The organism is Kaistia dalseonensis (assembly GCF_030814715.1).
In the GTDB taxonomy this organism is placed as follows: domain Bacteria; phylum Pseudomonadota; class Alphaproteobacteria; order Rhizobiales; family Kaistiaceae; genus Kaistia; species Kaistia dalseonensis.
The window spans coordinates 400,538-413,177 of record NZ_JAUSVO010000005.1 but is presented as its reverse complement, the minus strand read 5'-3'; the positions used below and the strand labels follow the sequence as shown (position 1 = coordinate 413,177).

Here is a 12,640-nt window from a genome sequence, read left to right as displayed (position 1 = left end):
CCATGCGCGTCCTCGTGGTCTATGCGCATCCGGTCGAAACCAGCTTCAACGCCGCCGTGCATCGCACGGTGGTCGAGGCATTGGAAAAGGCCGGCCACGAGGTCGATGATTGCGATCTGAATGCCGAGGGCTTCGATCCCGTCCTGTCGCGCGAGGAGCGGCTCAACTACCACGATCTCGACGTCAACCGCCGCAACGTCGATCCCTATGTCCAGCGCCTGCTCAACGCCGAGGCGCTGGTGATCTGTCATCCAGTCTGGAATTTCGGCTTTCCGGCGATTCTGAAGGGCTTCTTCGATCGCGTCTTCCTGCCCGGCGTTTCGTTCCGGATGGAGAATGGGATCGTCAAGCCGAACCTCCACAACATTACCAAGCTGGCCGCCGTCGTGACCTATGGCGGCGCGCGCTGGCGGGCCTTTGCGGTGGGCGATCCGCCGAGGAAGATCGTCAAGCGCGTCTTCGGCGCGCTGATCAAGCCGTTCGGACCGGTGCTCTATCTCGCTCATTACGACATGAACCGTTCCACCGATGCGACCCGTGCCGCCTTTCTGAAGAAGGTCGCGGCAGCCATGGAGCGTTTTTGAGTGCGCGCGCTCGTCGTCTACGCCCATCCCGTTCCGGAGAGCTTCGTCGCCGCGCTGCGTGATACGACGGTCGAGGCCCTTCAAAGGGGCGGTCACGAGGTGAGGCTGCTCGACCTCTATGCGAGCGATTTCGATCCCGTGATGGGGCCGGACGAGCGGCGGCGCTACAACGAGCCCGGCATCAATGAGGCGCCAGTAGCCGAACATCTCGCGCTCATCAAATGGTGCGAGATGCTGGTATTCGTCTATCCCACCTGGTGGTTTGGCCTGCCGGCGATGCTGAAGGGCTGGATCGATCGCGTCTGGGTGCCGCATGTCACCTTCGTCATGCCGACCAAGCAGCATGGCCCGCTGCCGGCCATGCAGCACATTCGTCGCCTCGGCATCGTGACGAGTTGCGGCGCGACCTGGCTGATATCGAAATGGGTTGGCGAGCCCGGGCGGCGCACGATCATGCGTGGGCTGAAATCGCTCTGCCATCCGCGCTGTCGCACGATCTATCTCGCTCATTACGAGATGGACAGCTCGACACCGGAGAGCCGGAGCCGCTATCTCGCGAGCGTTCGCGACAAGATGGCCCGCTTCTGAATCACATCAGCGTAAGTCGGATCGCACCGCCGATGGCGCTTGCTCGCAGAGCGGTCAAGCATGTCATTCGCCGGTCACCCGGCTGTCGTCATTAGGAGAGTACGGCGGGCGATCGAGCCCGCCGTATGCGAAAGAGGATCGTGTCTCGGGATGCGCGGCCGTTCAGAGATGCTTCGCGATCAGCCTCTCGAGTTCCGGGCGGAACTCCTTCTCGATATCGGCGCGCTCGAGCGCAAAGGCGACATTGGCCGCGAGGAAGCCGACCTTGTTGCCGCAATCATAGGTCTCGCCATCGAAGCGGCAGCCATAGAAATACTGGCGGTCCATCAGCTTCAGCATGGCGTCGGTGAGCTGGATCTCGTTGCCGGCGCCGCGCTCCTGCTTCGACAGCAGGTCGAAGATCTGCGGCTGCAGGATATAGCGGCCATTGATGTAGAGGTTGGATGGCGCGACTTCGGGCTTCGGCTTTTCCACCATGGCATTGATGCGGAAGGCGGGGCCGCCGATCTCGGCGCCGACGCCGACAATGCCATATTGATGGGTCTGCGAGGGATCGCATTCCTCGACGGCCAGAATGTTGCCGCCGGTCTCCTTGAACACCTCGACCATCTGCTTGAGGCAGCCGGGCTGGCCCTTCATCACCATGTCGGGAAGCAGCACCGCGAACGGCTCGTTCCCGACCAGATCGCGCGCGCACCATACGGCGTGGCCGAGGCCGAGCGGAACCTGCTGGCGCGTGAAGCTGGTCGAACCGGGCTTCGGCAGGTCCTTGGAGAGGAGGTCGAGCGCCTCCTGCTTGCCGCGGCCATGCAGCGTCGCTTCGAGCTCGTACTGGACGTCGAAATGATCCTCGATGACCGACTTGTTGCGGCCCGTCACAAAAATGAGGTGCTCGATGCCGGCCTCGCGGGCTTCATCCACCGCATATTGGATCAGGGGACGATCGACGACCGTCAACATCTCCTTCGGCATGGCCTTCGTCGCGGGCAAGAAGCGAGTGCCAAGGCCGGCAACCGGAAAAACGGCCTTGCGGATCGGAGCAGTCATGAAAACCTCTCTGGCGGATTTCCGCGAAATGTAAGTACGATTCCTATCGACAACGCTAACAGAAACAGTTCGATCCTGACGGCATCAAGACTCCGTCGAATATTTCATACTTTATTAACGATATCACGAGCATGAGGGGATTATGACAGTTCTTGTTACGGGTGGTGCGGGCTATATCGGCAGCCACATGGTGTGGCGTTTGATCGATGGCGGCGACGATGTCGTCGTTCTCGATCGCCTGTCTACGGGCTTCCGCTGGGCTGTGGCGCCGGAGGCCGTCTTTGTCGAGGGCGATGTCGGCGACGAGGCGCTGGTCGGGCGCCTGATCTCGGAACATGGCATCGACTCGATCATCCATTTCGCCGGCTCGATCGTCGTCCCGGAATCGGTGGCAGATCCGCTCGGTTACTATCTGAACAATACGGTCAAATCGCGGGCGCTCATCGATGCGGCGGTGAAGGGCGGGGTCGAGAACTTCATCTTCTCGTCGACGGCCGCCGTCTATGGCGATGCCGGTACCGAGCCTGTCGTCGAGACCGCGCCGACCTTTCCGCTTTCACCCTATGGCCGCTCCAAGCTCATGACGGAACTGATGCTGCAGGACAGCGCAGCCGCGCATGACTTTCGATATGTTGCCTTGCGCTACTTCAACGTCGCCGGCGCCGACCCGAAGGGGCGTACGGGTCAGTCGACCAAGGGGGCGACGCATCTGATCAAGGTTGCGAGCGAGACGGCGCTCGGCAAGCGCGACAAGATCGAGATCCTCGGCACCGACTACGACACGCCCGACGGCACCTGCGTGCGCGACTATATCCACGTCTCCGACCTCGCCAACGCCCATGCCGACGCGCTCTCCTATTTGAAGGCCGGCGGTACCAGCCTCGCGGCCAATTGTGGCTATGGCCACGGCTATTCCGTTCGCGAGGTCGTCGACGCGGTCAAGCGGGTGTCGGGCATCGACTTCACCGTGGTCGAAGGGCCGCGGCGCGCCGGCGATGTGCCGGCGGTGGTGGCCGATTCGGCGCTCGCGCGGGCGAAGTTCGGCTGGAAGCCCATCCATGACGACCTCGACGCGTGCGTCTCGACGGCGCTTGCCTGGGAAGAGGCATTGTCTCGCCGCAATCAGAGGGATTAGTCCCGCCCATTGTTCGACCAGAGGAGGTTCGACGCATGACCATGGCCCTATCCATCCCTCGATGGCGGGATACCTTGATCGCGAGCCTCCTCGGTCTGGCCGTGGTGCTGGGCCTGCTTGTTTCTGCTGCCCCGGCCTTGGCCGATGCGGCCGGCCAGCGCTGGGTGGCGCAGTTCTGGCCCGTCGCCAAGAAGGCCGGGATCACGCGCGCGACCTATGATCGGGCGCTCGGCAATTTCACGCCCGATCCCGACGTGCTCGCCAAGGCGCAGTCGCAGGCCGAGTTCGTCAAGCCGCTCTGGGACTATCTCGACAGCGCCGTTTCGGCGAAGCGGCTCGAGAACGGCAAGGAAGCACTGGCGCGGTACGGCCGCCAGCTGCAGATGATCGAGGCCCATTACGGCGTCGATCGCAGCGTGGTCGTGGCGATCTGGGGCATGGAATCCTCCTATGGCCAGGTGCTCGTGAACGAGAAGATCGTCAAGAACACGATCCGCTCGCTCGCGACCCTTGCCTATCAGGGTGGCTCTCGCGCCAAATATGGTCGTCAGCAATTGATCGCGGCGCTTAAGATCCTGCAGCATGGCGATATCACGCCGCGCGGCATGGTCGGCTCCTGGGCCGGCGCCATGGGACACACGCAGTTCATTCCAACGACCTATCAGGCCTATGCGGTCGATTTCGACGGCGACGGCAAGCGCGACATCTGGAATTCCGAGATCGATGCGCTGGCCTCGACCGCCAATTATCTCGCCAAGATGGGCTGGCAGCACGGCCAGAGCTGGGGCTACGAGGTCGTCCTGCCGCGTGGATTCGACTGGCGCCTTGCCGATGACGGCAAGTCGGCGCCGCTCAGCGCCTGGCGCAAGGCGGGCGTCGCGCGTGTCGCCGGACGGCAATTCCCCGCCTCCGACGAGCCGGCACGGCTCTATGCGCCGGCCGGCGCCAAGGGGCCGGCCTTCCTGCTCCTGCACAATTTCCGCGTCATCAAGCGCTACAACAATGCCGATGCCTATGCGCTGGCGGTCGGCCATCTCGCGGATCGCCTGCGCGGATCGGGCACCTTCGTCTCCGAATGGCCGCGCGACGTGCGTCCCCTGACCGCGGCCGAGCGTGCCGAGGTGCAGGCCCTGCTGGCGCAGCGTGGCTATTACCAGGGCACGGTGGATGGCAAGATCGGCGCGGGAACGAAGAAGGCCATCCGCAACTTCCAGCAGAGCGCGGGTGTCGTAGCCGACGGCTATGTTTCGACCGGCCTGTTGCAGCAACTCCGGTCAGGCGGATAAGATGATCGCCTGAGGCGGGGGGCTCGCGCGATCGCCGGATCGCGCCGAAGCTGGTGGTTGGCGTGATGTTCGCTCGATCGATGCAGGCCCTCAGGGGCGGGTTCGTTGCGCTGGCCTTGATGCTCGTCGCAATTGGGCCTGCGGATGCTCAGTTTCGCGGCCCGGCCAGTTTCCTGAACCAGCTTTTCGGGCAGGAGCGCCAGGTGGCGCCACCCGCTGATATTCCGGGCCAGCCCGGACAGGCGCAGCGCCAGCGACAATTGCAGCAGCAGGGATCGGGCGCGCCCGGACAGGCGGCCCAGCCGCGCAAGAAGCGGCCGACGGCGCCGGCCGAACCGCCCTATCCCGTGGTCGACGTGCAACCCAAGGACCAGAATGCGCGCAAGGTTCTGGTGATCGGCGACTTCATGGCGAGCGGCCTCGCCTGGGGTCTCGACCAGGCCTTTGCCGAGGAGCCGCGGATCGCCATCATCGACCGGGCCGAGGGATCATCCGGCTTCGTGCGCGATGACCACTATGACTGGGCGGCGACGCTGCCGGAACTGCTCGACACAGAGAAGCCCGACATGACGGTCGTCATGATCGGCAGCAATGATCGCCAGCAGATTCGCACCGCCGACGGCAAGTTTGCGCCGCGTTCGGAAGAGTGGCAGCGGCTTTACCAGCAGCGCGTCGAGCGCTTCCTGCTGGCATTGCAGACCTATGGCAAACCGGTCTACTGGGTTGGTCTGCCGCCGCTCAAATCGGCCGATGGCTCGGCCGACATGGCCTATCTCAACACGGTCTTCAAGGCGCGGGCCGAGGCCGTCGGCGTCAAGTTCATCGATATCTGGGATGGCTTCGCCGACGAAAACGGAACATTCGTGTCGCGCGGTCCCGATGTGGACGGCCAGGCGCGGCAATTGCGCTCCGGCGATGGCATCAACTTCACCAAGGCCGGCCGGCGCAAGCTCGCCTTCTATGTCGAGCGCGAGATCACCCAGGATAGTGGCCTCGGCTCGACGCCGAGCGCCATGACGCTGACCAATCCGAACGAGACGACCGAGATTGGGCCTGACGGCAAGGAGCGCAAGGTCGGGCCGATCCTGTCGCTGACGGATCCGGCGCCGGGTTCGGCGGATGCAGCGCTCGATGGTGGCGGCGCGGCACAGCCGGCTTCGGCCGGAGGCGACGGCGCTCGCAAGCTCACCGTGGATGGCGAGCCACCGGCGCCGCAGATCGGTCGCGCGGATGATTTCGCATGGAAGCCGCCCGTGACGGATGAGGACAAGCCTGAGGGTTCGGGCGCCAGCATCATCGACGGCATCGTCATCCTGCCCGCCGCAACGGCGCGCAATGCCAGCGGCAGTTCCGCGGTTCAATAGACGAACTGCGGCGTCCGCTTTTCCCGGAAGCCAGGACGGACTGCCGAGAGGCCCATATCACATCTGCTCGACGGCTCGGTCCGGCAGGACGGGGAGGGCACATCCCGCCGAAACGCTCCGCTCCGGGGCTTTGATGTCCGCAGAAACGAAAACGCCCCTCGAGCCTGCCCGAAGGGGCTTGAGGGGCGTTCAATGTCGAGCCTATGGGCGGCTGATCACCACGGCAGCGTGGTGGCGCCCATCAGCTTCTTGTCGATCGCATGGGCGGCCTGGCGACCTTCGCGGATCGCCCAGACGACCAGCGACTGGCCACGGCGCATGTCGCCCGCGGCGAAGACCTTGTCGACCGAGGTCTGGTAGCTCTCGGTATCGGCCTTCAGATTGCCGCGACGATCGAGATCGGCGCCGAGTTCGGCCAGCATGCCCTCATGGAGGGGATGCGCGAAGCCGATCGCCAGAAAGACGAGATCCGCGCGGATGATGAATTCCGTGCCCTCGATCGGGCGGCGCTTCTCGTCGACACGGGCGCATTCGACGCCGGTCACCTTGCCGTTCTTGCCGACTACACGCAGCGTAGCGCAGGCGAATTCGCGCTCGGCACCCTCGGCCTGCGAGGACGAAGTGCGGAATTTGGTCGGCCAATAGGGCCAGACCGTCAGCTTCTCTTCCTTCAGCGGCGGCATCGGGCGGATGTCGAGCTGCGTCACGGCGAGCGCACCCTGGCGGAACGAGGTGCCGACGCAGTCCGACGCCGTATCACCGCCACCCACGACGACAACGCGGCGGCCGGTCGCGATGATTGGCTCCTCATGCACTTCTTCGCGTCCGACGCGACGATTCTGCTGCACCAGGAACGGCATGGCGTAATGCACGCCAGCAAGCTCCGAACCGGGGAGCTGCGGATCGCGCGGCGCCTCGGAGCCACCCGTGAGCAGCACGGCGTCATGGCCGGCGATCAACTCCGCCATCGGCAGGTTGACGCCGATATTGGCGCCGTAATGGAAGGTCGCGCCTTCGGCCTCGATCTGCGCGACGCGCCGATCGATGAAGTGCTTCTCCATCTTGAAGTCCGGGATGCCGTAGCGGAGCAGGCCGCCGGCCTTCACTTCGCGCTCATAGACATGAACGTCATGGCCGGCGCGGGCGAGCTGCTGCGCGGCTGCGAGGCCGGCCGGGCCGGATCCGACGACCGCGACCTTCTTGCCCGTCTTGACGGATGCGACTTCCGGCTTGATCCAGCCCTGTTCCCAGGCCTTGTCGGCGATCGACTGCTCGACCGACTTGATGGCGACCGGCACGTCTTCAAGATTGAGCGTGCAGGCCTCCTCGCACGGTGCGGGGCAGACGCGGCCGGTGAATTCCGGGAAATTATTGGTCGAATGCAGGTTGCGCGACGCTTCCTGCCAATCGCCATTATAGACGAGATCGTTCCAATCCGGGATCTGGTTGTGCACCGGACAGCCGGTCGGACCGTGGCAGTAGGGAATGCCACAGTCCATGCAGCGGGCCGCCTGGCGGCCCACATCCTGGTCGGAAAGCCGCAGCGTGAACTCGCGGAAGTGCCGAATCCGGTCAGATGCCGGCTGGTACTTCTGGTCCTGGCGGTCGATTTCGAGGAAGCCTGTTACCTTACCCATTCTGTGTCAGTTCCTCACTCGGCCGCCATGCCATAGCGCATACGCTCCAGTTCGATCAGGGCGCGCCGGTATTCGACCGGCATGACCTTCCTGAACTTCGGACGATACTGGTCCCAGTTCTCCAGGATTTCCTTCGCACGGACGGAGCCGGTGTAATGGAAATGCTGCGAAACCAGACGGTGCAGTCGCTCGTCGTCGAAGCGGTTCATGTTGGACGAGATGTCGATCCGTCCCTTGTGCTCGATGTCGCCGCCATGGTGATGCAGCTTTTCCAGCAGGTCGTCTTCTTCCTGGACCGGCTCGATCTCGACCATGGAGAGGTTGCAGCGCTCAGCGAACGTGCCGTCCTCATCAAGGACATAGGCGATGCCGCCAGACATGCCGGCCGCGAAGTTGCGACCGGTCTTGCCGATCACGACCACGATGCCGCCGGTCATGTATTCGCAGCCATGGTCGCCACAGCCTTCGGCCACAGCGATCGCGCCCGAGTTGCGGACCGAGAAGCGCTCGCCGGCGACGCCACGGAAATAGGCTTCGCCCTCGGTCGCACCATAGAGAACGGTGTTGCCGACGATGATCGATTCATGCGGCACGATCCGGGTGTTCTCTGGTGGGCGCACGATGATGCGGCCGCCGGAAAGACCCTTGCCGACATAGTCGTTGCCTTCGCCGATCAGGTCGATCGAGACGCCGCGTGCCAGGAAGGCCGCGAAGCTCTGGCCCGCCGTACCGCGCAGCGTGATCGCGATCGTGTCGTCGGGCAGGCCGTCGTTGCCATAACGACGTGCGACTTCGCCCGACAGCATGGCGCCAGCCGAGCGGTCGGTGTTGTGGATCGTCGTCTCGATCTTGACCGGCGTGCCGTTTTCGAGCGCCGGCAAAGCCTCGGCGATCAGCCGGCGATCGAGCACCTCGTGGATCGGATGGTTCTGCAGCTCCGTGTGGCGGATCGCGTCGAGCGGCGCATCGGGCTTGAAGAACAGCTTGGTGAAGTCGACGCCGGCTGCCTTCCAATGGTCGATAGCGGCGCGCTTCTCCAGCCGGTCGGACTGGCCGATCAGCTCGTCGAACTTCCTGACGCCCATCGCCGCCATGATCTGGCGAACCTCTTCGGCCACGAAGAAGAAGAAGTTGATGACGTCTTCCGGCGTGCCCTTGAAGCGCTTGCGCAGCACGGGATCCTGCGTGGCGATGCCGACCGGGCAAGTGTTCAGGTGGCACTTCCGCATCATCACGCAACCGGCGGCGATCAGCGGCGCCGTCGAGAAGCCGAACTCGTCCGCGCCGAGCAGCGCGCCGATGATGACGTCACGGCCGGTCTTGAAGCCGCCATCGACCTGGAGGGCGATGCGCGAGCGCAGGCCGTTCAGCACGAGCGTCTGCTGCGTTTCGGCGAGGCCGATCTCCCACGGGCTGCCGGCATGCTTGAGCGAGGTGAGCGGCGATGCGCCGGTACCACCCTCGAAGCCGGAAACCGTAATGTGATCGGCGCGCGCCTTCGCGACGCCGGCGGCGACCGTGCCGACACCGACTTCCGAGACGAGCTTCACCGACACGTCGGCCAGCGGGTTGACGTTCTTCAGATCGAAGATCAGCTGCGCCAGATCCTCGATCGAATAGATGTCATGGTGCGGCGGCGGCGAGATCAGGCCGACGCCCGGGGTCGAGTGCCGAACCTTGGCGATCGTCGCGTCGACCTTGTGGCCGGGCAATTGTCCGCCTTCGCCGGGCTTGGCACCCTGCGCGACCTTGATCTGCATCACGTCGGAGTTGACGAGATATTCCGTCGTCACGCCGAAGCGGCCCGAGGCGACCTGCTTGATCGACGAGCGCATCGAATCGCCGTTGGGCAGCGGCTCGAAGCGTTCAGCCTCCTCGCCGCCCTCGCCGGTGTTCGACTTGCCGCCGATCCGGTTCATGGCGATGGCGAGCGTCGTATGCGCCTCGCGCGAGATCGAGCCGAACGACATGGCGCCGGTCACGAAGCGCTTGACGATCTCCGTCGCCGGCTCGACTTCGTCGAGCGGCACCGGATCGACGCCGACATCCTCGGCCATGGTGATCTCGAACAGGCCGCGAATGGTCAGCAGCGCCTTGGACTGCTCGTTCATTTCGCGCGCATAGTCTTCATAGCGCGACCAGGAGCCGACGCGGACCGCATGCTGCAGGTTCGCGACCGAATCCGGCGACCAGGCATGGCGTTCGCCGCGCATGCGGTAGTTATACTCGCCGCCAATATCGAGCGTGTTCTTGAGGATCGCGCTGTCGCCGAACGCCTCGGCGTGCCGGCGCACGGTCTCTTCTGCGATTTCCCGCAGGCCGACGCCCTCGATGGTCGTGGCGGTGCCGAAGAAATAGCGGTCGACAAACTCCGATGCGAGGCCGATCGCGTCGAAGATCTGCGCGCCGCAATAGGACTGGTAGGTCGAGATGCCCATCTTGGACATGACCTTCAGGATGCCCTTGTCGATCGACTTGACGTAGCGATGCACGATCTCTTCGTCGTCGACCTCGTTCGGGAAGTCCTTCTTCATGTCGGTGAGGGTTTCGAAGGCGAGATAGGGGTTGATCGCCTCGGCGCCGAAACCGGCCAGCACGCAGAAATGATGGACTTCACGCGCCTCGCCCGTCTCGACGACGAGACCGACGGAGGTGCGCAGACCCTTGCGGATCAGGTGATGATGCACGCCGGCGGTGGCCAGCAGCGCCGGGATCGGGATGCGCTCCGGGCCGACCATGCGGTCGCTCAGGATGATGATGTTGTAGCCGCCATGGACTGCGGCTTCAGCCCGCTCGCACAGCCGCTCCAGCGCCTCGGCCATGCCATCGGCGCCCTTGGTCGAGGCATAGGTGATGTCGAGCGTCTTCGACTGGAACGGGTTGTCGTCCAGATCGCCGATCGCACGGATCTTCTCCAGGTCCTGGTTCTCCAGGATCGGCTGGCGCACTTCGAGGCGCTTGCGATGGCCCGCACCCTGCAGGTCGAACAGGTTCGGCCGCGGCCCGATGAACGAGACGAGGCTCATGACGAGCTCTTCGCGGATCGGATCGATCGGCGGGTTGGTCACCTGCGCGAAGTTCTGCTTGAAATAGGTGTAGAGCAGCTTCGACTTGTCCGAGAGGACAGAGATCGGCGTATCCGTGCCCATGGAGCCGACGGCCTCCTGGCCGGTCGTCGCCATCGGGCTCATCAGCAGCTTCAGATCCTCGATCGTGTAGCCGAAGGCCTGCTGCCGATCGAGCAGCGAGACATCGGTCCTGGGCGCGCGCGGCGGCACGGGCGGCAGGTCTTCCAGCACGATCTGGGTGCGCGACAGCCAGCTCTGATAGGGCAGGTTGGTGGCGAGCTGGTGCTTGATCTCCTCGTCGGAGACGATGCGGCCCTGTTCGAGGTCGATCAGCAGCATGCGGCCCGGCTGGAGCCGCCACTTGGTGATGATCTTCTCCTCGGGGATGGGCAGCACGCCGGCCTCCGAGGCGAGGACGACATCCCCATCCTCGGTGACGAGATAGCGCGCGGGGCGCAGGCCGTTGCGGTCGAGCGTCGCGCCGATGCGCACGCCATCCGTGAAGGCGACCGCCGCCGGTCCGTCCCATGGCTCCATGAGGGCTGCATGATATTCGTAGAAGGCGCGCCGGTCCTCGTCCATGAGCGGGTTGCCCGCCCAGGCTTCGGGGATCAGCATCATCGCCGCGTGCGGCAGCGAGTAGCCGCCGCGCACGAGGAATTCGAGCGCGTTGTCGAAACAGGCCGTATCCGACTGGCCTTCATAGGAGATCGGCCAGAGCTTGGAGATGTCGTTGCCGTAGAGCTCCGAATCGACCGAGGCCTGCCGCGCCGCCATCCAGTTGACGTTGCCGCGGACCGTGTTGATCTCGCCGTTATGGGCCACCATCCGGTAGGGATGGGCGAGGCGCCAGGACGGGAAGGTGTTGGTCGAGAAGCGCTGATGCACGAGCGCGAGCGCGCTCTCGAAGCGCTCGTCGTGGAAGTCGAGATAATAGGCGCCGAGCTGGTAGGCGAGGAACATGCCCTTGTAGACGATGGTCCGCGCCGAGAGCGACACGACGTAGAAATCGTTGTCGAGCCCGGAATAGGCCGCATAGATGCGGTTGGAGATCACCTTGCGGATGATGAAGAGCCTGCGCTCGAAATCATCCTCGCTTTCGCTGCTCTTGCCCTTGCCGATGAAAACCTGGCGGTGGAACGGCTCGGTCGCGGCGATGTCGGGCGCCTTGGACAGGGTGGCGTTGTCGACCGGCACGTCGCGCCAGCCGAGGAAGACCTCGCCTTCCTCCGCGATCACTTCCTCGACGAGCTTTTCCATGCCGGCGCGGATCTCCGCGTCCTGCGGCAGGAAGAGAAAGCCGACGGCATAGGTGCCCGGCTCGCTGAGCGAGAAGCCCAGGCGCTGCGCCTCGTCGGAGAAGAACCGGTGCGGGATCTGCACGAGCATGCCGGCGCCGTCGCCCATCAGCGGATCGGCGCCGACCGCGCCACGATGGGTGAGGTTCTGCACGATCTGCAGGCCGCTCTGGACGATGCGGTGCGACTTCTCGTTCTTCAGGTTCGCGATGAAGCCGACGCCGCAGGCGTCATGCTCGTTTCGCGGATCATAGAGGCCCTGGCGCGCCATCCCGCCGACCTTCGTGCGCAGCACGGCCGTGCTTTTGGCCGCGCGGGCCTCTGCCGCTCCCGCCAACCGCATTTCCGTCTCGCTCATGGCCTTCGGCATGTCACTGCCCTCGCTCTTCAGAATTTCAGATGCCCGCACGCCCTGCCGGCGGGTTTATCCCGCTGCTCGCGCCGGTTCGCTCCCACCACACCGGCCTGGCCGGCATGTCGCCCCTTAGTCAGAACACATCTAGCAAGTTCCGTTCCCGCAACCTGCCACGCCCCCCGACGCTATGCTACCTCGCGTCCTGTCGCAGCTAAAAATGGGACAGTGCTACTGTCCTATTAAAAGCGCGCCAAAATGCCAGAGATCATCTCTGGGTG

At 64.4% G+C, this 12,640-nt stretch carries 8 protein-coding genes; 5 read left to right on the top strand and 3 right to left on the bottom strand.

All coding sequences use genetic code 11. The features are described 5' to 3' along the window. Window positions 1–2: 2 nt before the first annotated feature. Window positions 3–584: an NAD(P)H-dependent oxidoreductase gene (locus QO014_RS19080; protein ID WP_266350327.1), complete on the top strand. Its 582-nt coding sequence runs from the start codon at window positions 3–5 to the stop codon at window positions 582–584. Next, complete coding sequence (locus tag QO014_RS19075; RefSeq protein WP_266350326.1) at window positions 585–1,172, top strand: NAD(P)H-dependent oxidoreductase; 588 nt, start codon at window positions 585–587, stop codon at window positions 1,170–1,172. Window positions 1,173–1,334: 162 nt separating this feature from the next. On the opposite strand, the gene galU is transcribed toward QO014_RS19075, so the two are convergent. Next, window positions 1,335–2,219 (bottom strand): UTP--glucose-1-phosphate uridylyltransferase GalU, encoded by an 885-nt coding sequence (gene galU / locus QO014_RS19070; protein WP_266350325.1) that lies wholly within the window; start codon window positions 2,217–2,219, stop codon window positions 1,335–1,337. 142 nt (window positions 2,220–2,361) lie between these two features. Between galU and galE the strand changes: the two genes are divergently transcribed. The 3 genes from galE to QO014_RS19055 all read left to right on the top strand — a co-directional run bounded on the left by galE (window position 2,362) and on the right by QO014_RS19055 (window position 6,004). Then, the gene (gene galE, locus QO014_RS19065) at window positions 2,362–3,354 is read left to right on the top strand and encodes a UDP-glucose 4-epimerase GalE (protein ID WP_266350324.1); all 993 of its coding nucleotides are present in this window, start codon (window positions 2,362–2,364) and stop codon (window positions 3,352–3,354) included. Between the two features lie 74 nt (window positions 3,355–3,428). After that, the gene (locus QO014_RS19060) at window positions 3,429–4,640 is read left to right on the top strand and encodes a lytic murein transglycosylase (RefSeq protein WP_266350323.1); all 1,212 of its coding nucleotides are present in this window, start codon (window positions 3,429–3,431) and stop codon (window positions 4,638–4,640) included. A 203-nt stretch (window positions 4,641–4,843) separates the two neighbouring features. Next, complete coding sequence (locus QO014_RS19055) at window positions 4,844–6,004, top strand: SGNH/GDSL hydrolase family protein (protein ID WP_266350322.1); 1,161 nt, start codon at window positions 4,844–4,846, stop codon at window positions 6,002–6,004. A gap of 215 nt (window positions 6,005–6,219) precedes the next feature. Here the strand turns inward: QO014_RS19055 and QO014_RS19050 are convergent, their stop codons facing one another. Then, window positions 6,220–7,641, bottom strand: a complete 1,422-nt coding sequence (locus QO014_RS19050) for a glutamate synthase subunit beta (RefSeq protein WP_266350321.1) — start codon at window positions 7,639–7,641, stop codon at window positions 6,220–6,222. 14 nt (window positions 7,642–7,655) lie between these two features. Then, window positions 7,656–12,377, bottom strand: coding sequence for a glutamate synthase large subunit (gltB, locus tag QO014_RS19045; protein WP_266350320.1), 4,722 nt, complete (start codon window positions 12,375–12,377; stop codon window positions 7,656–7,658). Window positions 12,378–12,640: the final 263 nt, after the last annotated feature.

What these genes read in the sequence shown, in the direction of transcription:
- QO014_RS19080 (WP_266350327.1), top strand. Translation starts at nt 3, where the DNA reads ATGCGCGTCCTCGTGGTCTATGCGCATCCGGTCGAAACCAGCTTCAAC.
- galU (WP_266350325.1), bottom strand. Translation starts at nt 2,219, where the DNA reads ATGACTGCTCCGATCCGCAAGGCCGTTTTTCCGGTTGCCGGCCTTGGC.
- galE (WP_266350324.1), top strand. Translation starts at nt 2,362, where the DNA reads ATGACAGTTCTTGTTACGGGTGGTGCGGGCTATATCGGCAGCCACATG.
- QO014_RS19050 (WP_266350321.1), bottom strand. Translation starts at nt 7,641, where the DNA reads ATGGGTAAGGTAACAGGCTTCCTCGAAATCGACCGCCAGGACCAGAAG.
- gltB (WP_266350320.1), bottom strand. Translation starts at nt 12,377, where the DNA reads ATGCCGAAGGCCATGAGCGAGACGGAAATGCGGTTGGCGGGAGCGGCA.